Below are 24260 nucleotides of genomic sequence, written 5' to 3' on the forward strand. Positions count from 1 at the left end.
GGTGTCTTGAATGGTCACGAGGCGCATCGGTATCGCAATTCCACGCGGCATGCAGATCAGTTCGCGGAGTGGAAATTCATGGCTTTCTATGCGGGATCTTTGGAAGCACAATGATCCCGTAGAGTCTAAAAAGCCCCAAAATCTGAATTCCATACATGACGATAAAGGCCACCACCGAAGCGAACGCCGCGCCAGGAGCGCCATAACGGCTGGCGAGTACGACGCCGAGTACGACTACTAGCGCAAGGGCAGTAACTTGCGATGCCAGAGCGACGGCAGAGTGCATGCTCATTTTCAGAGCTTCGTCGACTGTCCCGCTGAGGCTTTCGGCCAAGATGGCACCAAGCATGATAAGTAGTAATGCCGTAACTGCGCTGTAGTCTTGCCCGTATACTAATGCGATCGCGTCTTCGCCAAAAAGCCAGGTCGCGCCCATTGCGGTGAGCGTAAATGTGCTGGCAACGAAAGCGACTTCGCCGGATATTTTTTCCACTGCCTGCCAATCTTTTTTGACTGCGAGAAATGCCAGGGTAGGTCTAACGGAAAAACGGATTGCGGCTAGCAGCGCACCGACGATAGACAGCAAGCGCCCTGCCAAACCCAGTTCAGCTGCGTCACTATGGGTCAGGAGCACGCTTGCGATCCAAACGGGGGTCCAGAGAATCGCGGCCTGCACTACTCTTCCCGCCGATATCAGAACTCCATTCTTCCAAAGAGCAGTGAGGCTCGCGGGGCTCGGACTTCTTTCCAGTTTGCTTGCCTGGGATACCGTGAGTACGAGTGCGGCGGTACCAGCAAAAAGTGCGGCAAATGCATTGATTGCCAATGCGCTCTGCAGGTTTGGCGACGCCGCGAATAATAAGTAGGGGATCGTGCTGAAGCAAATGCAGGCGTTGATCGCGGAATAGAATATGAACGACCCCCATTGCACCTTCTTCATGGCAACAAGTGTTTGTGATGCGATGAAAGTCAGGCTGTAGCCTGCAGACCAGATGGCTGCATGGAATGCGCTATCGGCCTCTTTGAGAAAGGTTAGAACTATGATGAAGGTGCAGATTGGAACAATGATCGATAATGCGCAGGAGTATGCCAATCCCTTTATGACCATGCCTCGGATGGTATCGCTCCTCCCGACCGCTGCGGCGCTGGGGCAGGCTGCGACGAGTCCGTCTGGAATGCCGAGGCCTGCGATAAAGTAGATGGATAGAACCACGCCGGAGATTGCGAAATAAGCCCCGGCATCGTGTGAAGGCAACGTTCGAGCGATCAGTGTGATCAGTATGAATTGGACAAGAATAGAGCTGTATCGGGAAATTATTGGGATCAGGAATTTCATCAGATTCGGGACTTGGCTGGATTCCAAGTGGCAAAAGTCTGGCCTCTGATAGCCCTGAATACACCAGTCAATGTCGCGATCATGGCGATTACAATCTCGACGATTGAAGAAAGAGTGCCTGCCTGGAAGCGCAGCCCAATGTAGAAGGCAGCAGCGAGCACGGTTAGCGTGCCGATTCCCAGTGCGGGATTAAGCAATGTAATAGCTCCAATGCCCGTCACGGCGCCTATCACCAAGAACCCGCCCCCGAACCATCGCAACGTCTTGTGTGAGAAGTATCGAAACTTATTCGCCAAGGTGAGGTTCTTTCGCTTGTGTGAGCAGGTCATGTGTGTGTGGAACGCTCTTGCCGCAATTCTGATTTTGCGTGCGTACTCGTCCGAGCGCGACGAGACCAGCTGTTCGAATGCGCGAACATTATTCGACTTGATCAGCCGCTTGTCGCGGAAAACGACCTCCATTGATGTCGTGAAGTCATCGAGTACAGTGTCGGGAAAATCAGGGTAGAGCTCCGCTCTTATCGAGAAAATGGAGCCGTCGGCTCCCATTACGCTCCCGCTAACGGATTCAAGATCCTTGATGCGCTCTTCCAGCCGCCAATACAGTCCTCCGATTTTCGCAGTTACGGTTCCTTCTGCGGCCAGGTAATGCAGAGAACCACATACTCCGCCGACGGAAGGATCCGCATAGCATGCATCCAGCGACGTCAGAGCATCGGTGTCCAGCAGTACGTTGGCATCGGTGAAGATCAGAAACCTGCCTCGGGCTCTCTTGGCCAAGAGTTTCATGCCGTGGGCTTTGCCGTTGCGCCCATCACCTTTGACCAGCGTTACAAGGGTGGCGTCTTGCGCGATCAGTGCAGCTGTGCCATCGACCGAGCCGTCATCGAAGGCAAGTATTTCAAGCGCGGGATAGCGGGACTTCAGCGCCCTGAGATTGCCCAGCTTGGTCGGCATGGATGCCGCCTCGTTGTATGCACAGAAGAGCAAGCTGAAGTTCGCGCCATCAACGGCTTTCACCGGGTGACATGCAAGCGGCTTTCGAGGGAGGCAGCTCAATATTGCGGGGTAGCCCACATAGGGATAGACCACGGCTAGAGCGCAGAGCACAGTGATGGCGCACAGTAGTATCAGGAACACTTTTTTAGACCCCTCAGATTGACTTGGTTGGCATCAGTCACTACCGAACAGGTCGCGTGTATAAACTTTTCCAAGCACATCAGACAGGTCGCTCGTCGCGCGATTGGCCAGGATGACGTCAGCTTGTGTCTTGAACTCAGCGAGGTCATTGACAACCCGAGAGTTGAAAAAAACGGATTCCTTCAGCACAGGCTCGTAGATGATTACTTTCAAGCCTTTGGCTTTCAAACGCTTCATGATTCCCTGGATGCTGGACGCACGGAAATTGTCCGATCCTGATTTCATGATCAGTCGATAGATGCCGACGATTCTCGGATTAGAGCGTGTGATTTCATCCGCAATGAAATCCTTGCGGGTTGTATTGGAATCCACGATCGCCCGAATCAGGTTCTGCGGGACGTCTCTATAATTTGCGAGGAGCTGTTTAGTGTCTTTCGGTAGGCAGTATCCGCCGTAGCCGAAAGACGGATTGTTATAGTGGTTGCCAATTCGCGGATCCAGACTCACGCCTTCGATGATCTGGCGGGTGTCCAGCTCATGGCTTGCCGCATAGGTATCCAGCTCGTTGAAGAATGCAACACGCATTGCCAAGTATGTATTGGCAAAGAGCTTGATCGCTTCGGCTTCGGTTGAATCGGTAAAGATCACCGGTGCATGTTTTCGAATCGCTCCCTGCAGGAGCAGGGCCGCAAATAGTCGGGCGCGATCAGAGCGCTCACCGATGACGATTCGGTTGGGATGCAGGTTGTCGTGCAGGGCACGTCCTTCCCGAAGGAATTCAGGGGAGAACAGAATGTTCTCGCTGCCGATCTTTTTCCGAACGCGTGCGGTGTAACCGACAGGCACAGTCGACTTGATCACCATCGTTGCGGTTGGATTGATTGCCATCACGTCGGCAATCACGGCTTCGACGGTGGTTGTGTCGAAGTAGTTGCTGGATGGGTCGTAGTCAGTCGGCGTTGCGATGATGACAAACGTCGCGTCGGTGTAGGCGTGCGCTTTGTCCAGTGTTGCCTTTAGATTGAGATTTTCTTGTGCAAGATACTGCTCAATCTCAGCATCTTCGATGGGGCTTTGGCCGCGGTTGATGGCATCGACCCGGTTGAGGTCAATGTCCAGTGCGGTCACGTGGTGATGCTGGGAAAGTAGGACAGCATTGGACAGGCCGACATAGCCGGTTCCCACCACTGCAATTTTCATCGGCGCGAGCGCTTCGATCGGGATGTTTGCTAAGTACTGCATCTGCTCGGCCTAGTACGCGTTCTTATGAACAAAGCCCTTGAAGAGCGTCGCGAAAATGATCCGAAGGTCAAACCACAATGACCAATTTTCGATATAGAAGAGGTCGCACTCAATGCGCTTCTGCAGGTCGGTCGAACCACGCCAGCCGTTGATCTGCGCCCAGCCGGTAATGCCAGCTTTAGCCATGTGTTTTTTCATGTAGGCCGGGACGTCGTGCTTGAACTGGTGCACGAACACCGGTCGCTCGGGGCGAGGGCCGACAATGGACATGTCACCAAGCAGGACATTCAAGAACTGTGGCAGTTCGTCGAGACTGGTCCTGCGCAGGAACGCGCCTACCCGGGTGGCACGGCATTCACCGGCCTTGGCCCAAACCGCGCCGGTGCCGCTTTCAGCGTCTACCGGCATCGAACGGAATTTGAGCATCTGGAAGGTTTTGTTGTTCCAGCTCATGCGCTCCTGACGGTAGAAGACCGGTCCCGGTGAGCTCAGTTTCACGGCGATGGAAATGCCGAGCATGGCGGGTGAGATGAAGAGCAGAATCAGCCCGGCCAGGATCCGGTCTTCCAGCGCTTTGAGCAGCCGTGCGTTCCCGCTGAACGGGGTTTGCTGGAGATTGATTACGGGCAGGCCCGCGACCTGCTCAACGGATTGATTAAGCAGATGCATACCGAACATATCAGGCACGAATTTGATGTCGGCCGTCGAATGTTGCAGCTGGGTAAGCACCAATGCGATCTGCGCTTCCTCGCGCATCGGCAGCGCAATCCATACCTGTTCGATGGCGTTGCTTTCGACATAGGCGCGAAGTGATTCAAGGTTACCCAGCATCTGTGGGCCATCAATCCGGCAACGGTCCGCGTCGGTGGAGAACCAGCCGTTGATGGTGATGCCCGCCCAGGTGTTGTCCTGAAGCGTGTCAACGATGAGCTGCGCATCAGGACTCGCGCCAACGATGACCGCGCTGCGTAGATCAAAGCCTTGGGAACGCACCCACGCTGCGCTATTGCGCACCACGAAGCGAAGAGCCAGGGCGCCTGTAAGGCTCAGGCCGAACCATGAGGCCAGCCATAGACGAGAGCGTTCGTCTGCCGCCTCGATGGCAACCATATAGGCGAGCAGCGAACCAAAGATGATTAGCCACCGCAGTATCAAGCTGCCGGCTTCGGCGCTCAGGCTGCGCCCGCGCCAGCTGCGATAAATTGGCGAGGCGCCGAGCACCAGCAGGGCGAGCAGAAGGGTGATGGCGATCAGGCGCCAGCAGTTGACGGGTAGCAGAAAATCTTCAAATCGCCACCGGTACGCGGCAATCGCGGTGCCAGCCAACAACAGTGGATCTCCGACTCTCAGTATCAGGCCGAGGCAGGCCGAGATTCGGTTGCTGGAAAGTTTCCAAAGCCCGCTGCCGGGCTGTTGCGGTGCGATCCACATGACGTTCTTCCCTGATGACATCGACGCCCAGTGGTGCCGATTTCTGCGCGCAACAAAACTTGCACTTACTCACATATAATATCATTCAATCTCGAGTGGTCCAGTTGGTTGCGGTGCGCTTTGGCCTTAAAAAGCGGCAGAAAACAAGGCGTTTGGTCCTAAGTTGATGGGTTGGCTGATGCAGGGTTTGTCCGTTCTCAGGCCCCAATGCCAGCGTGTTGCACCTCTCAACGACGACGCAAAAAAAGACGAGTGGAGAAGGAGAAAGACCTACGTGTTCAAAAAGTTGTTGTTCGTCTGTGTCGGCAACATCTGCCGCAGTCCCACTGCAGAGATCCTGATGCGGCAACAAATGCGTGGTCGCGTGGGAGTAGAAGTGTCTTCCGCAGGGCTGCAGGCGCTGGTTGGAAAGCCGATTGACTCAATGGCCGCCGCGCTGCTGCGCGAACGTGGCCATGAGTCCGCGAGTCATCGCGGGTGCCAGGCGTCGCCGTCCGTACTGGCTGCAGCGGATTTGATCCTGGTGATGGAACGTGTGCACGTCGCTCGCATCACCCGGGATGTCCCGCAGGTCAGCGGCAAAACCTTTTTGCTGGGTCATTGGGACGGTGTGGAAGTGCCAGATCCCTATCGCCAGCAACGGATTGCTTTCGAGCATGTGTATGCGCTGATTGAGCAGGGCGTCAGCCGTTGGTCCACCTACATCAAATAACGTCCGCTCAATGCGGCGTACTCAACGAATGGAAGTCATGACAAAGGAAGCCGGTACGCGGGTAGCCCGCGACGAAGAAGAGATTGACCTGCGCGAGCTGCTCGGCGTTGTGCTTGATCGCAAGTGGTGGATCATTGGCACCACGCTGCTTTTCTGTGTTGTCGGTGCGGCCTATGCATTATTGGTCACGCCCGTCTATCAGGCGCAGGCAATGGTGCAGGTTGAATCCCGAATGCCTTCGATTCCAGGGTTGGCGGATCTGACATCGCTGACGGGCGGTGGCAGCAGTGCCTCGACCACGGAGGTGGCTTTGCTCACCTCGCGTACGGTGGTTGGTACGGCGGTGGATCAGATGCAGTTGGATATCAAGGCCGAGCCGAAACGCTTTCCGTTGTTGGGTGGCTTCTTTGCACGACGCTTTGAGGCCAGCACGGTCGATGCTATTGCCAGCCCGATTCCGGGCTTTGCACGCTATGGATGGGGCGGCGAATCGCTGCTGATTCATCGGCTTGAAGTTCCAACGTCGCTGCTGGATGAACCGCTTACCCTGGTTGCCGGCGAGGCTCCCGGTAGCTATGTGCTGTTGGGTGAAGGCAACGAGACGTTGTTAAGAGGCACGGTGGGTGCGCCTTCAGAAGGAAATGGCGCCGTAGTTGAGGTGGCGGTGCTCCGGGCCAATCCGGGTGCGCATTTCGAGGTATCCAAGCGGCGTCGACTGGATGTGATCGCCGGCTTGCAGGAAGAAATCAAGGCGTCCGAGCAAGGCAAGGAGTCGGGGATACTGCGTATCACTTATGAGGACACCGATGCGCTGCGTGCGGAGACGCTGGTGCAGAAGGTGGCCGAAACCTACGTTCGGCAGAATGTGGACCGTAGTTCAGCTGAGGCTGCTTCACAGCTGCAGTTCGTGAAGGATCAGTTGCCAGCTGTGCGCAAACAGGTGGAAAGCGCGCAGGCAGCAATGGCCAGCTATCAATCTCGCGCGAACTCGGTGGACATCACGTTGCAGACGAAGGGGTTGCTGGAGCAGGAGGTATCGGTTGAAGCCAGCATCCAACAGCTGCATATGAAACAGGCCGAAATGGATCGAAGCTTCACGCGGGAGCACCCGGCCTACCGCGCACTCATGAATCAGATTGCGGGGTTGCAGGCGCGCAAGGACAGTTTCCGACGGGACGTGAGTGCCTTGCCCGATACGCAGCAGGAGTTGCTGCGGCTGACGCGCGATCTGCAGGTGAGCAACGAGTTGTACACGGCATTGTTGAACCAGGCACAGCAGCTGGATGTGGCGCGCGCGGGTACTGTCGGTAATGTACGCATTGTCGATCCCGCAGTCGTAGATATGAGCAGTCCGGTCAAGCCGCGCAAGTTGCTGGTGGTGCTGGCGGCAACGTTGCTGGGGGGCTTTCTGTCCATTGGTGCTGTGTTCGTATTGCGTATGTTGAACCCCGGCATTGAAGACCCTGCCCAGATTGAAGAGCTGGGGTTGCCGGTGTATGCCGCCATTCCTTTGAGTAACTCCCGCAGCCTGTTACAGGCTCAGAAGCGCAAAGGGCGGCATAAGCACGACGATGCAGCAGGCCAATCGCATCTGTTGGCGAAGGTGGAGCCCGCTGACCTCGCGGTGGAAGCTCTACGGAGCCTGCGTACCAGCCTGCATTTCGCGATGATGGAGGCAAAGAACAACGTCCTGGCCATTTCTGGTCCACGTCCTGGCGTGGGTAAAACGTTTGTCGCTGCCAACCTTGCGGCTGTGATCGCACAGGGTGGCCAGCGCGTGCTGATTATCGACGTGGATATGCGTAAAGGCACCGTCCACAAGGTGCTGGGGGTGGGGTTGGCGAAGGGACTGTCCGACGTCCTGGCAGGGAGCACTCTGGCCGAAGACGTTATCGCGGTGGTGCGGGGGCTTGCGAACATGCATTACATGACGCGTGGTGATACTCCCCCCAATCCAGCCGAGTTGTTGATGCATCCGCGCTTTGAACAGATGCTGGGGCAACTGGCGGCAGCTTACGATCTTGTGATCGTGGATACGCCGCCGATACTCGCGGTCACCGACGCCGTAGTCGTCGCCAAGCATGCGGGTTCGACCTTGATGGTCACTCGCTTCGGGGTCAACCAGCCCAAGGAGATTCTGCTCTCGATGAAATGCTTTGAGCGCAACGGCGTGCAAGTGAAGGGTGCCATCTTCAATGCGGTGGAAAAGCGTGCCACGGGCTACTACAGCTACGGTTACTACGACTACGCCGCCGACAAGGCGTGAGGCGGAGCGCTTCTTGATTGAGAAAATGAAAGGGGCCGGCAGCGAAAGCAGTCGGCCCCTTATTCTTTACGCAGATGCGTTTGTTGGTCGCTATTCCAGAATCGCGGGGAGGTTGTTCATTAGCGCGCCGGGCTCACGCTCCGCTGTGATCTGGTAGAGATTGTACGTGCGCGAAAGTCGCGCGCCGCCATCGCGATACAGCGGGTTCCAGTTGAAGCTGGCGCGCGATCGGGTGGAGCGGGGAAGCATCAGGTCGAACGGCACCGAGACGAAGATGCCTTTGTCGAAGCTGCCTTCGCCAAAATCCTCGGAAGACACATTGGTCTTGGTCGCGTACGCACCCATGCCGACGCCATTCTCGAACATGCGCGTAACCGACAACGTGGCGCCCCAGTCCTTGGCCAAGTAACGTCCGGCGCTGAGTACGCCGACCATCGTTCGCTGCGTTCCCCACGTGTAATAGAGGCTGGCATGGCCGGTGGTGACACGGTAGTCACGCAGGGAGAAGCGTTGATCGAACCCGCGTTGTCGGACCAGATTCAGATCCCAGCCCAGCGCCCACGGTTGATTGAATGGCCGATAGAGCAGCTCGGCGCCAACACCTGCATACATGGTCTCCAGCAAGCCTGCGTACGCCATGCCGTACCAGTCACGACCCAGCTGAGCGGTGGTTGTCAGCTGAAAATTGGGGAGTGTCAGATTTTCGGTAGTTAGGTATTGACGAATATGTGTGCGCACGCGCGGCAGTTTGCTCGGCGCGTCATAGCGGAACTTGTCGTAGTTGTTGTAAGCGTTGTAGCTCAGCATCCCATGCAGCCAGATGCCCTGAGAGAACTGCATATCCGCCGTGTACAGGCCGGTCAACTGGAACAGGATAAAGCCATCTGGGCCGCCCAGTGATTGGCGGTAGCCGACGTTGAATTCACCATTGAAGCGGGGTTGTGGCGCTTCGTAGATCGTATGCCGGTAGTGATTGCTGGGGGCTGCAACCTCGATGTTGTGGGCCAACTGTGAAAGCGTTACGCGGCTATCCGTATAGGCGTTGAAAGCACGGCGCTCGATGCTTGTTTCAATTACAGGCAAACCGAAGCGGGTATTGCGGACCGTGAGCCACTCAATGTCGACAGGTGCCGAGGCATCTACTATGCGTGCAGTGCGGCCTAGCGCTTTCGCCGGTTCGATGAATCGCTGCTGCTCGCCGGTGACGACCAGCTCCGGGCCCTTCCTGGAAATTCGCGAAACACGAAGGCCTGCGTTTTCTTCGAGTTGTTCTACAACTGCAGACCAATTTCCGGCTGTCTGCTGTGCTTGCGAATGGGAGTCGACGGCGATGGGGAGGGGATCCAGCGGTTTGGGGGACTGGCGGGCCCGACCGAGGTTGCCGTGGATACTGATCCCGACCACGGCTTCATCGCCACGCTCCCAGCCGAGCAGCAGTTGCACGTTACGATGCGGCATGTAGGTGGCGGCGAGGTTGAGCGGTGAACGCTGACGCTGGTGGTTCTGCTGCGGTTCGTGCGTGTAGTCGTTGCCCTCGTACTCGAGCTTCAACTGCAGCGACTTCCAAGGCGTTTGGTAGGTGAGACCACCAAACAGGCCGACAGGGCCGCGGAGCATGCTGCTGGTGTTCAAGCTCCCCGCGGTGGAGGTGCCGTTGTCGTTGCCAGGGCGTGTCGCGAATCGATCATCGATGTGGCGCAATGGATTGCCGAAATCACCGCGGTTGCCAATGTAGCCGGTAGCCAATCCCAGGCTTGCATCTACTTGCCCCCAGCGTTTGTTGGCGACCAGGTACTCACTGGAAAACAGGCCGGTGCCACCAACGTCGCGTACGCCTGCTGCAATTTCCGGCAACCAGCGGCGTTCGCGCAGCAAACGCACTTTGAAATCGATGGATTTGTCTTTGTAGTTCTGCGCGCCGCTCAACGATTCCAGGCCGTAACGCCGGTTGGCCACGGAAATGTAGCGAAACGAGCCCTCTAGCCATGGTAGCGGCTGCAAGCTCATGGTGTAACGGCTGTAGGGCGATGTGTGGCTGGCGGTGAAGCTCAGTTCGCCTTCTTCCGCCATGCGTGCAGTAGGTGTCTGCAACAGGCCGATGCCGCCCCAGTCGCTGGCAGTTGGCGCCGGCCTCTCCTGCGCTTGCAGTACGTTGCAGATGCCGAGCGTAAGTAGTGCAAGGCCGGCGCTTGCCAATGATGGAGACGGGGGAACTTTTGCTTTCATGCTCAGCGTGCATCCAATACCTGGGTAGCGAGGAAGGCGGCTGCTTCCTCATTGAGGGTGGGCGCGATATCGCGCACGAGGTGTTCCGCCAATGGCACGTACAGGACCGCGCCGGGCGCAAGTGATACCGCTGGGTCACGGTTCCACAATGCAAAGCCGATCTTGCGATGGCTTCCATCCGGCTGGATGACGTAGAGATCGTCACTGCTCGCAACAGGAAGAACCGGGCATTGCGTGCGGTAGTTCGCAGCGGCTGTCAGCGCGTCATGGCGCAACCTGCAAGGCTTTATTACCGCGCCTACGACGGTGATGGTGTCGGGTCGCTTTGGATAGATGAGGCGGTCACCGCTCTGCGCGGGCAGGTCCTGCGCGCGGGTCGCCTCAAGAGGGCGTGGGTCCAATACCTGCGGAACGCGGCCCGTCACCGGCATGCGCTGGAATTCTGCGCGCATGCGCGTCGCGGTGTCGGTAAATTGCGGCTGGGCCGCGAGCAACTCAAGGTCGAACAGCAGCCCGGCTTTCAGTCTGGATTGCGCAGGAATGGCCTGTGCCCGTAGCAACGCGGCACCCAGCATGTACGCGTCATTGTCGGGACGGGCCGCAAGTGCGGCGGCACTTAGACGTGCGTCCAAAGGCAAGGCGTGCATACCGGGATGGCGAACGCTGCCACGGGCTTCAACACTGATCGCTGAGGCCGCTTGTGCCGACGTTGTCAGCATCATTCCGAGCATCACGACGGACGCAAGCGGCTTCATCGCGTTCTTAGATCTGGGGCGTAGGGTTTGAATTGGATGAGTTCCAGACTGGTGTCAGGGCCAATGGCTTGCACGCTTTTCCAGATGAAGCCGTTGGCAGGGTCGACCCAGTAGTGGTTGTCACGCTTCCAGCCGTGACCGTTCAACCGTTCGCGCACATGCTCCAACTCGCGCGTGCGTCCCAGAATCTGTACTGGCTCACGGCCTTGCTTCTGCAAGTGCCCGGTGACGCGCATGCCATAACGATGGCCGGGCATCACGTCATAGCGACGTTCCACGCGTGTGCCCGGCTTCAGTTGGCGCAGGTCATGAAATGGATTGGCGCCGATGATCGCCATCTGCCGCAGCTCCGGGATGCCGCCGTGGGTGGCGACAATCACGCCATCGCGTAGGAACACGATGCTGCGTTCGCTGCTGTACCAGGCTTGGCGGCCGTCATCGAGGTTTCCGAGCACCAGGATGGCGCCGCCGTTCGGACCGGTCACTTTGATCTGCGGAAAGCGATTGGCCGCGACCTCTCTCGCCGTGGCCTGCACATCTGGCGTGCCCTGGATTGCCAAACGAACCGCCTTGATGCTTGATTGCCCAATGGCGCCACAACCGCTCATCGTGATGGCCACAAGCAGCATGGACATGGCGCGCATTGTCGGCCGACTGATCGGAGCGTTCCTGCTCATCATTCGGCGACGTCAGTTGCTATCGAGATCGCTGCGCGTGCTGGCCGCGTTGCTGATGATCGCCGAGAACGGCAACAGCTGATTCACGAAGCGGCTCCAGCGGGTAACGCCTGCAGCGCCGACAAACACCACATCGCCTGGCAGCAGCTCAAATTGGCTGGCTACCGCGAAAGCCGCCGGTGAGCGGGCTTCCAGATGAAAGACTTGCGCGGGCGCTTGCTGCAGAGCGCTGGTGCCACGGATGACATAGATGGCGTTGCCATTGGAGGTTGTCTGCAACAGGCCGCGTGCGCGGCCCAGCGCTTGGCTGAGCGAAATGTCACCGGTACGGAAGCTCAATGCACCGGGTTGACCTACTTCACCCACGACGATCACTTCCTTGCGATCAAGGTAAGGGACGTAAATCTGATCGGCGGCCTTCAGGTAAATGTTTGCGCCGCCCAGGTCCTGGCTTATGCGATCCAGATCGATGATGTGGGTGATGCCATCGCGGGTCAGGCGGATGCCGGAAAGGTCAGCCTGCGTGGAATCCAAACCGGATTGACTGATGGCATCGGCCAGCGTCAGCGGGGTAACGGTGAGCGGCACGGCTGCCGGTTGGCGCGACGCGCCGGTAACCCAGACACGCTGGCTGGCGTAGGTGAGCATGGAGACATCGACCTGCGGCGCTTCGATGTAGCGTGCCAGCTTGGTCGTGATGTCCTCACGCAACTGCCCTGGCGTTTTGCCTGCGGCGGGAATCTTGCCGATATACGGGTAGAACAACGTGCCGTCGGATTGGACCAGACGCCCAGCAGCATTGAGCTGCTGCTGCGGACCTGCCGGCACGGTCAATTCGGGGTGATCCCAAACGGTGATGTACAGAATGTCGCCGGCGCCGATGCGGTAGGGCTCGGGTTGATAGCGGGAAAGCGCTGGGGGAAAAGAGAAGGCATCACGCTCAGCTCTCTCCATTGCGATCAGTTTCGGCGTGATCGGGATCAGCGCGATCTGGTCATGCCCCTGCGCTCGGCCGTCGCTCACCAAGGCGCCATGGCGCATATGTTGTCCCGGCGCCCAAAGACAGCCAGTCAGGAGGAACGCGGACGCCAGAAGGGTGGCGAGGTGCTTGCAATGCATCGGATTCTTCCTGGCCATCAGGGCAAAACGATGCCCACGCCGACGTGGTGTCCGGCATGGGCATTGCTGCGATTACGGCTTGATTGTTTAGCGGGTGCCGGTGGTGCCGCCCGAGTTGGGGGAGGTGCTGTTATCGCTGCTGTCTGCGGCCACGCTGTAGATCGCGGCGGCGGCAGCGATGCCAAACCCTACGGTGGCGGCCGTAGTCAGGGTGCCGGTGGCGGCAACCTGGGCACCTTGGGCGCCTGCCGCGATGCCGTCGCTTGCCCATTCGCCAGAGATCTCGGCAGCCGTGTTTTCTGCAGCGGCCGATTCAGCCGTGGCGACATCGTGAGAAAGGCTGTCGTGTGCGAAGGGTTCCTGGGACACGTCTCCCGGTACTTCCGAGGCTTCGGCCCACTGATTCTGAGCATCTGCATCCAGTGCGGCCGCTTCAGATGCAGTTGCGATATCCATGGCGTCGGTGGGCTCAGTGGCCGACACAAAAATCTGGGACGGAGCGATTTCTTGGCGGGGGACGGGCGATGTGTCCTGAGCGGCAACGGGCAGGGAAAGCCCCATGAGAACCAGGACAGCGGACATCTTCTTCATTTGATGGGGCTCCTATTCCATTAGCTTTAAAAAACTCACCGATTGTTTCTATTAATCACCATTAATGTCAATCGGACGAAGAGAAGTCGCGCTGGGGGAAAGCGGCATTGAAAAGTCGGATAGGAGGGCGGGGCGGGCGCTGGAGTCAGCCAATGCCGTCCACCGCGTGAGAAGAGGAGGGCGGTATTGCTGCCTTGCAGAAACAGCATTGGCCGGCGGATTGGCGGACACGATGAGGACTGAGTTGCAGCGTCTTGGGCCGTTCAACCGCCAGCGGTTTGCTCACGCCGACAACGTAATGTTTGTAAGGAACAAGGCGCCCGGCGCTGGCTCGAACAAGCCGTTGCCTGTACTCTTGCCACCGCGTTTAGGCCCCGTAGCTCAGCTGGATAGAGCGGTCCCCTCCTAAGGGACAGGTCGCCCGTTCAAATCGGGCCGGGGTCACCATGTTTGCTGCGAGATGGCCTATACGAAGCGCCGGTGCCAGCAATAGCGCCGCGTTTTGATAGCCGCGAACCGTCCGGCCTCTCCCTGATTCTGCTCCGGCGCCACGTTGCTAGGTGAGCCGTCGCGCAGGCAGACTGCGCCCATGCCAACCACCGCCCGCCATCTGCGCCGTTATCTCCAGCCGACCGGCCTGGAGTGTCACGACTATGCGCAATGGGTGCTGCCGATATGCGGAGACCTGCAATTGGAAGTAGGTGGGTCCGGCGGTCGTGTGGATCGGCTACAAGGAGCATTCGTTGCTCCACGCGAGGCGCATGATATGGAGGGGCAGGGCGACAATTACTGTCTGATCATCGATTGTCCCGCCGGTGTGCTGGACGACGACACGCTTGAGCATCTGTGCCGGCAACGCTGGCTGGCCTTGCCAAAGGGCATTCGCTACCAGTTGCAGAGCATCCAGGCCGACGGCATGGAGAACGATCTGCTGCCGCAATTGCTGCGCTATTTCGGCCGCGACGGCAGTGGCGCACGATTGCAATCCTTATGCATGTCCATTGCGAAATCACCCGGAGACGATTGGTCGGTGGCGCGGATGGCTTTGGAAGTCGGTGTCGGTGGCAGTCGCCTGCATGCGCTATTTGCCCGGGAATTTGCGTTGTCCCCGCAAGCCTGGGTGAGTGCCGCGCGGCTGCGTTGGGCCAAGCAGCAATTGTTGGGCAGCCACGCCGGCATCAGCGATATCGCGCAACGGGCTGGCTATTCCGAGCAGAGTGCGTTGACCCGTGCGTTGCGTCGGGAAAGTGGGCTGACCCCGGGTCAATGGCGCGAAGCGGGCAGTAGTCTCGGTCAAGACACTTCGCAGGGTACGGCCTAGACTGCGCGGCCCAATCAGATGCGTGGCGTGAGATGAATCGTTCAATGGGCGTCGGTATCGCCAATGGCGTGGCTTCTGGCGCGCTGTGGGGGTTGGTGTTTCTTGCGCCAGCGGTGTTGTCCGGCTTCTCACCGTTGCAGCTTGCTGCTGCGCGCTACCTTGTTTATGGCTTTGTCGCGGTGGTGTTGCTGGTGCCGCGATGGCCCGCGCTGCGTGCAACCATCGGCAAGGTCGAATGGACGGCGCTGACCTGGCTGAGCTTGTTGGGCAACCTGGTTTACTTCGTGCTGCTATCGATTTCCGTGCAATGGAGCGGCGGTGCGTCAGCGGCCTTGATCGTGGGCATGGTGCCGGTATTGGTCGCGGTGGTCGGCTCCCGCGAGCCCGGTGCGTTGCCGTTGTCACGCTTGGCACCAGCGTTGGCCTTGTGCGTGGCCGGGGTTACGCTGATGGGATACGAAGCAATGAACTCGACGCATGTACAGACCAATGCAGCGCAACGTCTGATTGGTTTGCTGTGTGGCGTGGGTGCGCTCGTGTCTTGGACGGCGTATTCGGTTGGCAACACGCGCTGGTTGGCACGGGTGCCGACAGTGTCCGGTCACGACTGGTCGTTGCTGACCGGCGTGGCGACCGGCGGATTGGCATTGCTGTTGGCGCCGGTAGCATTCATGGGCGATACCAAGGTGCATTCGAGTAGCGAATGGGGGGGCTTCTGGGCGATGGCCGCAGCGGTTGCCGTGTTCGCTTCGATCCTTGGCAATGCTTGCTGGAATCGCGCCAGTCGGGCCCTGCCATTGACCCTTGGTGGGCAGATGATCGTGTTTGAGACCTTGTTTGGCCTGGTCTACGGTTTCCTGTGGCAGCAACGTTGGCCGGTGCCGGCGGAGATGCTCGCCGCCGCATGTCTGGTGGCCGGAGTGGTTTGGAGTGCCGCTGCGCACCGTTCGACGGCGCCAGCTGTCGGTTCTGCGTGAGTCATTCTGCGCAGACCGCTGCGAAAGTTGCCTGCACTGGTTTCTTTCGAAGTGTCTTGGTTGGCCATGGAGGTGACGCTCGGCCAGCAGTGTATTGATCGTTCGTCCGCGCTATTGAGGGTTGCTTGCGAGTTAAATGCGCGACGTTTGCGTTTGATGACAATTGCAACTTTTAAAAGCAGCTTCGGCGAAGTTCGGCTTTATTGGCATTTTGCATCGCAGCACTTGACAGCCTGATCCTTGCTGTAGTCCTCTTGACCGCATGAGCGCCAACCAGCCCAACGCCACGTACCTGCAGCCCCTTCCGGGTGAGCAGGGCAGTGTGCCTGGCTCGGCAGCCTCCATTACCACCACTATTACCGCCACCACTCGCTTGGTGCGGCCCGTCGTCTTCGCGTAATTTCCGAAAACCACGGCCCCGCACCCGGATCAGGATGCGGGGGAACTCCATCCAGATGCGTGTCGGGGCCTCCAGCAGAGGTTCATCCGATGTCGTCAGTTGCCGTTCCACTCGCCGATCCCACCGCCGTCCGTACCGTCGTCCATAAATTTGGCGGCACATCGGTGGCCGATGCGGATCGCTACCGCCATGTGGCGCAGTTGCTGCTGGCGCGCGAGGAGCAGACCCAGGTCACCGTGGTCTCGGCGATGAAAGGGGTAACCGATGCGTTGATCGACTTGGCGCGCCTTTCTGCCGCAGGTGAGGGTGCTTGGGACGACCGCTGGCACGAACTGCGGGCGCGTCACCGTGCGGCAGCGGTGTCGCTGCTGGGTGAGCATTCCGGCCCGACCATCGAATGGTTTGATGCCCGCTTCGAACGGCTGCGTGAAGTCCTGGCTGCCTTGGCGGTGATCGGTGAGTTGCCGCAGGAAGTGCTGGATCGGGTGCAAGGCCTGGGTGAAGTGTTCTCCGCACACCTGCTGGGCCATCACTTACAGGCGCTGGGTGAAGACTGTGATGTGCTAGATGCGCGCGACGTACTGGTGGTCAACCATGGCGAACTTGGCGTGGACGTGGATTGGAAATCGAGCGCGGCCAAACTGGCATTGTGGCGGGAGTCGCACCTGGCGCACCGGGTGGTGGTCACAGGCTTCGTTGCCCGGGATCGAAAGGGCAATATCACCACGCTTGGCCGCAATGGCAGTGATTTTTCCGGTGCCATCTTTGCCGCCCTGTTTGAGGCTGACGAGCTGCACATCTGGACCGATGTGGACGGCGTGCTCTCCGCCGACCCGCGCGTGGTGCCCGAAGCCGTACAGCTGGATGCACTCAGCTACGACGAAGCCTGCGAATTAGCGTATTTCGGCGCAAAAGTGGTACATCCGCAAACGATGTCCCCGGCCATCGAACGTGGCTTGCCGATCATCATCCGCAATACGTTCCAGCCTGATCACCCCGGCACCCGCATCACCGCAGAAAGCTCCAGCCGTGGTCCGATCAAGGGTTTGACGCTCAGTCCGGATCTGGCCGTGCTGAATCTGGAAGGTACCGGTTTGATCGGTGTGCCGGGTACGGCTGAGCGCGTGTTCGCTGCACTTCGCAATGCGCACGTTTCGGTGGTGATGATCTCGCAGGGTTCATCGGAACACTCGATCTGCTGCGTGGTGAAACAGGCCGAATCCGAGCGGGCGCGTGATGCCTTGCTGCAGGGCTTTTCGCACGAATTGGCCGCCGGCCAAGTGCAGCGTGTGCAGTTGACCACCGGTGTGAGCGTGCTGGCTGCGGTGGGCGATGGTATGGCAGGGCAGCCTGGTGTTGCCGCGCGCTTGTTTGAGTCGTTGGGGCGGGCACAGGTCAATATTCTGGCCATTGCGCAGGGTTCGTCCGAGCGCAATATCTCCGTCGCCATCGAAAGCTGTGATGCGACCAAGGCACTGCGCGCGGCGCATGCCGGATTTTGGCTGTCGCCGCAGACCTTCTCCGTGGGTGTGATCGGCCCGGGCAACGTTGGTGCGGCGTTGCTGGATCAACTCAATGCCGCTCAGCCGCAACTGTTGGCCAAGGCCAAGCTTGATTTGCGCCTGCGTGCGATCACCTCGCGCAGCACCATGCTGCTGGACCAGCGCGGCCTGCACGGCGAGTGGAAACAAGCATTTGAAGCGGCCAAGGTGCCCGCCGACCTGGATCAGTTCACCGACCACCTGCTGTCCGCGCGTCTGCCGCACACCTTGATTGTCGATTGCAGTGGCAGCTCGGACGTGGCTGAGCGTTACGCCGGCTGGTTGGCAGCCGGCATCCATGTGGTCACGCCGAACAAGCAAGCGGGTGCCGGTCCACTGGTGCGTTACCACGCCATCCGCGTTGCGGCTGAAACCAGCGGCGCGCGCTTCCGCTACGAGGCCACGGTGGGCGCAGGCTTGCCGGTGATCACCACGCTGCGTGATCTGGTCGATACCGGCGATGAAGTCACCGCCATTGCGGGCATCTTCTCGGGCACGCTGGCCTGGTTGTTCAACAAGTACGACGGCAGTGTGCCGTTCTCCGAGTTGGTCACGCAGGCACGCGGGATGGGCTACACCGAGCCGGATCCACGCGACGATCTGTCCGGCGTAGACGTGGCGCGCAAGCTGGTGATTCTGGCGCGTGAAGCTGGCAACGACATCAGTCTGGAAGATGTGGCGGTGGAAAGCCTGGTGCCTGAATCCCTCCAGGGCGCAAGCGTCGAGGATTTCATGGCGCGTCTGTCAGAGGTCGATGTGGTGTTCACGCAGCGTCTGAGTGAGGCGCGGGCGCGCGGCAATGTGCTGCGCTATGTCGCCCAGTTCAAACCGGGCCAACAGCCGAGTGTCGGGCTGGTTGAACTGCCGGCAGACCATGCATTCGCCAATCTGCGCCTGACCGATAACGTGGTGCAGTTCACCACCGGTCGTTATTGCGATAACCCGTTGGTAGTGCAGGGCCCAGGTGCTGGGCCGGAGGTCACCGCAGCCGGCGTGTTTGCGGATGTGCTGCGTGTGGCGGCGGGCGAAGGGGCGCGCTTGTGAGCGATGCATTGAGAAATTCTGGTCTGCGTGAAGCACGTGCATTCGCGCCTGCATCGGTAGCGAACGTGGCGGTGGGTTTTGATCTGTTGGGCTACGCCGTGGCGGGTGTTGGCGACACGGTGACGGTGCGGCGAATCGATGCGCCCGAAGTCCGCATCGCCGCCATTCGTGGTGCCGCCATAGCGCTGCCGCGTGAGGCACCGGATAACACTGCTGGCGCGGCGTTGATCGCATTGCGTGAAGCCTTGGGGCTGTCGTTCGGGTTCGAGATTGAAATCGACAAAGGCATCCCGCTCAGTTCAGGGATGGGTGGTTCGGCCGCTTCGTGCGTGGCGGCACTGGTGGCGGCCAATGCACTGCTCGATGCGCCACTGACTCGTGAGCAGTTATATGTGTATTCACTGGAGGGTGAAGCCGTCGCCAGTGGCAGTCGTCACGGTGACAATCTCGGGCCGATGTTCCTCGGCGGATTGGTGCTGTCCACGCTGGAGCGCTTGGTGCCGGTGCCGGTGCCGGCTGCCTGGCACAGTCTGCTGGTGCATCCGGATGCGCTGCTGGAGACGCGCCGCGCGCGCGCTGCTTTGCAAGGGACATACGAACTCAAGGAATTCGTCGCCCAGAGCACCAATCTGGCGCTGGTTCTGGCGGGTTGCCATGCCGGCGACGCAGGGCTGGTGCGGGCAGGGCTGGCGGATGTCTTGATCGAGCCGCGCCGTGCGTCGTTGATTATCGGTTTTGATGCCGCCAAGCAGGCAGCTCTGAATGCAGGCGCGATGGGTGCCAGCATTTCAGGCGCTGGCCCCAGCATCTTTGCCTGGTTTGAGACGCGCGAAGCCGCCGAAGCCGCCGTACAGGACGTACAGGTCGCATTCGCCACCGCTGGCTTCGGTAGCCAGGCTTGGGTGACGCCGCTGAACAGTCCCGGCGCAACGTTGCTCTCGTCCTGAGGCCCTCTCCCGTGCGCAAGCGAGGGCAAGCGTCCTCGCAACGCCACCACCTATTCCGGAAGCCGCAATGAACTTCATTTCCACCCGTAACGCTTCTCCCGTTGCAAGCCTCAGCCAAGCCGTCGCCGCCGGTCTGGCGCCTGATGGCGGTTTGTATGTTCCGCAGCAGATGCCTGAAGCGCGCGGCTTGCAGGCCGGCGATTCGCTGGCAGCGACCGCTACGGACCTGCTGTCGCCGTTCTTTGCCAACGACGGGCTCGAGACCGAGCTGCCCGGTATCTGCCAGCAGGCCTTTGACTTTCCCGCGCCGCTGCTGCCGTTGGCGACACGCAACGACCATGTCCTGGAGCTGTTCCATGGACCTACTGCGGCGTTCAAAGATTTCGGTGCGCGTTTTCTTGCTGCCAGCCTCTCGCGTTTACGCGCATGGCAGGACCAGCCGCTGACCATCGTGGTGGCAACCTCTGGTGATACCGGCGCCGCGGTTGCCGCCGCATTTCACAATCAGCCCAATCTCAAGGTTGTGGTGCTTTACCCCGATGGACGCGTATCGCCGCGCCAGGCACATCAGTTGGGGTGTTTGGGAGGCAACATCCGCGCGTTGCGCGTGGCTGGCTCATTTGACGATTGCCAGGCCATGGCCAAGCAGGCGCTCAATGACGGTGAATTGCAGGCGCGGGTGCCGCTCAGTTCGGCCAACAGCATCAGCCTCGGGCGTTTGTTGCCGCAGATGAGCTACTACGCGCACGCGGCGCTCAGTCATCAGGCCGTGCACGACTCGCCGCTGAACTTCGTCATCCCCACCGGCAACCTCGGCAACGCGATGGCCGCCGTCATGGCGCGCGCGTTGGGTGTACCGCTGGGGCGCATTGTGTTGGCGACCAATGCCAATCGCGTGTTGCCGGATTACTTCACGGGGGGCGACTACACGCCCAAGGCCAGTGTCGCCACCTTGGCCAATGCCATGGATGTCGGCGCTCCCAGCAATTTCGAGCGTCTGCGTTGGCTGTACAACGGTGATGATGCGGCCTTGCGCGACGCCTTTGTTTCCCGCGCGGTCGGCGATGCGAGCATTCGCGAGACCATCGCCCGTCGCTATCACCAGCATGGCGAGGTGTTCTGCCCGCATACGGCTACCGCCGTGCAGGTACTGGAGCAACTGCGGGCCAGTGGCGACGCGCCGCCGGACCAGCACTGGGCGGTCGCGGCGACCGCGCATCCGGCCAAGTTCGAGTCGGTGGTCGAGCCGCTGATCGGCCGGGAAGTGCCGGTGCCGGCTGCATTGGCCGAGTTGCTCAAGCGTCCAGCTCATGCCGAACCCTGCGCACCGGAGTACGCGGCACTGCGTAAAACTTTGCTGGAAGGCTGAAGGACTTTTGCGGGGGCGACGCATGTCGCGAAGCCTTCAGGCGCCGCTGATCAATGCGGGCGTGCAATGTCGAGATTCGCCGTGGCCCGGCTGGGCGGCTGCGCAGTCGGGGAATAGTCAAGGGTTAGCGTCACGCACGCTTGCCTGTGGTCGCAATTGAAGGGCATGCAACTCGCGTTGTATGCCGCGGACGGGCAACGCTTGCCCCGTTGCACGTGGCGTTCTACAACCATGGCGTGAGCCGCCAAGCCAAAAGGCCAACGACGTTGGCGAACGACGGCAGTCTTGCCGGCGTTACTGCCTGGTTTCTGCTTCTGTCGAGCGGTGACCTTTTCAGCCTAGCGGCGGACGCCACTCTCGCAGCGTCAGAGCTCGTCGTTGGCGAGTTTCTGTAGTGCGGCGGAATCCAGAATCTCCACCACGTTCAGGTGGGGAAGGGCGATCAGCCCTTGCTGGCGCAGCTTGGTGAACGTGCGACTCACCGTTTCCATGGTCAGGCCGAGGTGGTCGGCGATGTCGCCGCGGCCCATCGGTAGCGACACGCGGTTGCTGCTACGGCCCAGTAGGGCGGTCTCGCGGGCGGCGAGGCGCAGCAGGAAGTCGGCCAGCCGTTCCGGCGGCTGCAGACGCGCCAAGGCAAGGGCATTGTCCTGCGCAGCATCCAGTTCCTGGCAAGCGCGCTGCAGCAACTTGCGCTCCAAGTGCGGGTAGCGCTGGCGGAGGTCGCGCATCTGCGGCATCGGCACCCGGCAGACGCGGCTCTCGGCGATGGCCTCAATGTCGTAGCGGTGCTGGTCAGCGCCGCTGAGGCCCATATAGTCACCGGGCAGCACGAAACCGTTCACCTGGCGCCGGCCGTCGGTCAATGTCCGCACCAGGCGCAGCGCGCCCTCGGTTACGGTATAGACATAAGTGCGTGGCTCGCCGGTACGGGCCAGCGTGGCGCCCAGCGGGACGGGTATCGAGGTGGTGATCTGCTCCAGTGCCTGCACTTCGTCACAGGACAACGCCGAGCACACCGAGAGGTGTCGGACCGAGCAATGCAGGCATTCACGCGCACTATTGCCGTCTGCAGTAGCAGACGATGCAAATGATTGCTCGAGGCCAGGGGCGGGCCGGGACATGGCTTCAATACGGACGGGGGCAGGGGTAAATGATACTTCATGCCGCCAGTGAGGCGGCCTGGCGCTAGAATTGCAGGTCAACCACCCCACTGAGTTGCAGGAGTTTCGCCCGTGATCAAGCCCCGTACCCCGCCCGGCATCATGGAATTGCTGCCGCGCGAGCAGATCGCGTTCCAGCGCATGCTGGACGTCATCCGGCGCAACTACGAGCGTTTCGGGTTCCTGCCGGTAGAGACCCCGGTATTTGAACTGTCCGACGTGCTGCTGACTAAATCTGGCGGCGAAACCGAACGCCAGGTGTATTTCGTGCAGTCCACGGGGGCGCTGGCCAATGCTGCCGAGTCCGGCGCTACCGGCCTGCCGGAAATGGCGCTGCGCTTCGATCTAACCGTGCCGCTGGCCCGCTATGTGGCCGAGCACGAGCACGACCTGACCTTCCCGTTCCGCCGCTACCAGATGCAGCGCGTCTACCGTGGCGAGCGTGCCCAGCGCGGCCGCTTCCGCGAGTTCTACCAGTGCGATGTGGACGTGATCGGCAAAGACGCGCTGAGCATCCGTTATGACGCTGAGGTGCTGGCGGTCATCCACGCGGTGTTCTCCGAGCTGCGCATCGGCAAATTTGCCGTGCAGCTGAACAACCGCAAGCTGATGCGTGGCTTCTTCGAGGCCCAGGGCGTTGCCGACCCGCAGCAGCAGGCGCTGGTGTTGCGCGAGGTCGACAAACTGGACAAGCGCGGCGCCGACTACGTGCGTGAAACCCTGGTCGGCCCGGATTTCAACCTGCCGGCTGAAGCGGTCGAGCGCATTCTGGCTTTCGTCGAAGTGCGTTCGGCCTCGCATGCCGATGCGTTGGGCAAACTGGATGCGGTGCTGGCCGAGGCCGGCGATTCGGCTGGTGAGTCGCTGCGTACCGGTGCCGCAGAGCTGCGCGAGGTGCTGGAGCTGGTGAAGGGGTTGGGGGTGCCGGAGACGGCGTACTGCCTGAATTTCTCCATTGCCCGTGGTCTGGACTACTACACCGGCACCGTCTACGAGACCACGCTCAGCGACCATCCGCAGATCGGCTCGATCTGCTCCGGCGGTCGGTACGAAGACCTGGCCAGCCACTACACCAAGTCCCGGCTGCCGGGCGTGGGTATTTCCATTGGCCTGACCCGCCTGTTCTGGCAGTTGCGTGAGGCCAATCTGATTGACGGCATTGCTGAAAGCAGCGTACATGCCATGGTGGCGCTGATGGACGAGGCGTCCATGCCGCAATCGTTGGATATCGCCCGTCGCCTGCGCGCTGGTGGCATCAATACCGAGGTGCAGATGGAGCCGAAGAAGATCGGCAAGCAGTTCCAGTACGCAGCCAAGGCGGGTATCCGCTTCGTGGTACTGGCCGGTGAAGACGAGCTGGCGCGTGGCGTGGTGGCGGTCAAGGATCTGCTGCGCGAGCAACAGTTTGAGGTTGCCCGCGACGAGCTGGCATCCACACTGCAGGTGGAGCTGGAGCAGGCGCGCGCCATGGCGCGCTGAGCAGTCATCACACGCTGAACAAAGGGCCCCGCAGTGCGGGGCCTTTTTTGTGGCCGATTTCCCTGCAGAGCGAAGTCGCGACCGCTGGGCGGTGCTCAGGAACCCCGCTCAACCGCAATGTGCTGCATCAAGCGGGTTTGACCCATCCAAAGTTTTGTACTAACGTACTAGCACGCTAATACGTTGATACAAATGAAACCGCGCATCGATTCCGAACGTGAAAAGGCTTCTGACGCCCCTTTGAAGGCGCTGTCTCGGGCGCTGGCTGCGCTGGACAAGCCGCAGGACGTGCAGGCATTCCTGCGTGATCTCTGCACCCCCGCCGAGCTGGAGGCCATGGCCGACCGCTGGCGCGTGGTGCCGCTGTTGCGCAAGGGCGTGCCTTACCGCGAGATCTACGACCTGACCGGGGTGAGCGTCACCACCATTGGCCGGGTCGCGCGCTCGCTCGAACACGGCGCCGGGGGCTATACCGCCGCCATCGAGCGGCTCGCCGCGCGTAAAACCGAATCCAACTGAGAAACG

General features: G+C 60.2%; 19 protein-coding genes and 1 tRNA gene. 10 read left to right on the forward strand and 10 right to left on the reverse strand.

The window, feature by feature from the left end; genetic code table 11:
• Positions 1–76: 76 nt before the first annotated feature.
• From PAN08_RS11340 to PAN08_RS11355, 4 genes are all read right to left on the reverse strand, one after another.
• Complete coding sequence (locus PAN08_RS11340) at positions 77–1336, reverse strand: hypothetical protein (RefSeq protein ID WP_269791604.1); 1260 nt, start codon at positions 1334–1336, stop codon at positions 77–79.
• Entirely contained in the window at positions 1336–2355 is a 1020-nt protein-coding gene (locus tag PAN08_RS11345) for a glycosyltransferase (protein ID WP_269791605.1), read from the reverse strand. Before PAN08_RS11345 ends, PAN08_RS11340 begins: the two co-directional genes overlap by 1 nt.
• 153 nt (positions 2356–2508) lie before the next feature.
• A complete protein-coding gene (locus PAN08_RS11350) occupies positions 2509–3675 on the reverse strand; it encodes a nucleotide sugar dehydrogenase (protein ID WP_269791909.1) in 1167 nt (388 codons plus the stop codon).
• A 51-nt stretch (positions 3676–3726) separates the two neighbouring features.
• Entirely contained in the window at positions 3727–5148 is a 1422-nt protein-coding gene (locus tag PAN08_RS11355) for an undecaprenyl-phosphate glucose phosphotransferase (RefSeq protein ID WP_269791606.1), read from the reverse strand.
• A gap of 274 nt (positions 5149–5422) precedes the next feature.
• Between PAN08_RS11355 and PAN08_RS11360 the strand changes: the two genes are divergently transcribed.
• Together PAN08_RS11360 and PAN08_RS11365 are read left to right on the forward strand one after the other, a co-directional pair.
• Positions 5423–5860: a low molecular weight protein-tyrosine-phosphatase gene (locus tag PAN08_RS11360; RefSeq protein ID WP_269791910.1), complete on the forward strand. Its 438-nt coding sequence runs from the start codon at positions 5423–5425 to the stop codon at positions 5858–5860.
• Positions 5861–5897: 37 nt separating this feature from the next.
• Complete coding sequence (locus PAN08_RS11365) at positions 5898–8126, forward strand: polysaccharide biosynthesis tyrosine autokinase (RefSeq protein WP_269791607.1); 2229 nt, start codon at positions 5898–5900, stop codon at positions 8124–8126.
• Between the two features lie 90 nt (positions 8127–8216).
• Here the strand turns inward: PAN08_RS11365 and PAN08_RS11370 are convergent, their stop codons facing one another.
• The 5 genes from PAN08_RS11370 to PAN08_RS11390 form a co-directional block, all read right to left on the reverse strand.
• The gene (locus tag PAN08_RS11370) at positions 8217–10352 is read right to left on the reverse strand and encodes a YjbH domain-containing protein (RefSeq protein ID WP_269791608.1); all 2136 of its coding nucleotides are present in this window, start codon (positions 10350–10352) and stop codon (positions 8217–8219) included.
• A 2-nt stretch (positions 10353–10354) separates the two neighbouring features.
• Positions 10355–10927, reverse strand: a complete 573-nt coding sequence (locus PAN08_RS11375; protein WP_332840102.1) for a capsule biosynthesis GfcC family protein — start codon at positions 10925–10927, stop codon at positions 10355–10357.
• Positions 10928–11103: 176 nt separating this feature from the next.
• A complete protein-coding gene (locus tag PAN08_RS11380) occupies positions 11104–11742 on the reverse strand; it encodes a YjbF family lipoprotein (protein WP_269791609.1) in 639 nt (212 codons plus the stop codon).
• Between the two features lie 54 nt (positions 11743–11796).
• Positions 11797–12903, reverse strand: coding sequence for a polysaccharide biosynthesis/export family protein (locus PAN08_RS11385; protein WP_269791610.1), 1107 nt, complete (start codon positions 12901–12903; stop codon positions 11797–11799).
• Between the two features lie 87 nt (positions 12904–12990).
• A complete protein-coding gene (locus PAN08_RS11390) occupies positions 12991–13494 on the reverse strand; it encodes a hypothetical protein (RefSeq protein WP_269791611.1) in 504 nt (167 codons plus the stop codon).
• Positions 13495–13864: 370 nt separating this feature from the next.
• On the opposite strand from PAN08_RS11390, the gene PAN08_RS11395 reads away from it, so the two are divergent.
• The 6 genes from PAN08_RS11395 to thrC all read left to right on the forward strand — a co-directional run bounded on the left by PAN08_RS11395 (position 13865) and on the right by thrC (position 21093).
• Positions 13865–13941 (forward strand) — tRNA-Arg (locus tag PAN08_RS11395).
• Positions 13942–14083: 142 nt separating this feature from the next.
• On the forward strand, positions 14084–14815 hold the full coding sequence (locus tag PAN08_RS11400; protein ID WP_269791612.1) for an AraC family transcriptional regulator: 732 nt from the start codon (positions 14084–14086) through the stop codon (positions 14813–14815).
• Positions 14816–14847: 32 nt separating this feature from the next.
• Positions 14848–15792: a DMT family transporter gene (locus tag PAN08_RS11405; protein WP_269791613.1), complete on the forward strand. Its 945-nt coding sequence runs from the start codon at positions 14848–14850 to the stop codon at positions 15790–15792.
• Between the two features lie 489 nt (positions 15793–16281).
• Complete coding sequence (thrA, locus tag PAN08_RS11410) at positions 16282–18777, forward strand: bifunctional aspartate kinase/homoserine dehydrogenase I (RefSeq protein ID WP_269791614.1); 2496 nt, start codon at positions 16282–16284, stop codon at positions 18775–18777.
• 8 nt (positions 18778–18785) lie between these two features.
• A complete protein-coding gene (locus PAN08_RS11415) occupies positions 18786–19724 on the forward strand; it encodes a homoserine kinase (protein ID WP_269791615.1) in 939 nt (312 codons plus the stop codon).
• 67 nt (positions 19725–19791) lie between these two features.
• Positions 19792–21093, forward strand: coding sequence for a threonine synthase (thrC, locus tag PAN08_RS11420; protein ID WP_269791616.1), 1302 nt, complete (start codon positions 19792–19794; stop codon positions 21091–21093).
• Between the two features lie 365 nt (positions 21094–21458).
• Here the strand turns inward: thrC and PAN08_RS11425 are convergent, their stop codons facing one another.
• Positions 21459–22217 (reverse strand): helix-turn-helix domain-containing protein, encoded by a 759-nt coding sequence (locus tag PAN08_RS11425; protein ID WP_269791617.1) that lies wholly within the window; start codon positions 22215–22217, stop codon positions 21459–21461.
• A gap of 111 nt (positions 22218–22328) precedes the next feature.
• On the opposite strand from PAN08_RS11425, the gene hisS reads away from it, so the two are divergent.
• Both hisS and PAN08_RS11435 read left to right on the forward strand, forming a co-directional pair.
• On the forward strand, positions 22329–23735 hold the full coding sequence (hisS, locus tag PAN08_RS11430) for a histidine--tRNA ligase (protein WP_269791618.1): 1407 nt from the start codon (positions 22329–22331) through the stop codon (positions 23733–23735).
• Positions 23736–23927: 192 nt separating this feature from the next.
• Positions 23928–24254 carry a YerC/YecD family TrpR-related protein gene (locus PAN08_RS11435; protein ID WP_269791619.1) on the forward strand — a complete coding sequence of 109 codons (327 nt, stop codon included), beginning with the start codon at positions 23928–23930 and terminating at the stop codon, positions 24252–24254.
• Positions 24255–24260 lie beyond the last annotated feature (6 nt).

The sequence above is a fragment of the Stenotrophomonas sp. Iso1 genome (genome assembly GCF_027497995.1).
In the GTDB taxonomy this organism is placed as follows: domain Bacteria; phylum Pseudomonadota; class Gammaproteobacteria; order Xanthomonadales; family Xanthomonadaceae; genus Stenotrophomonas.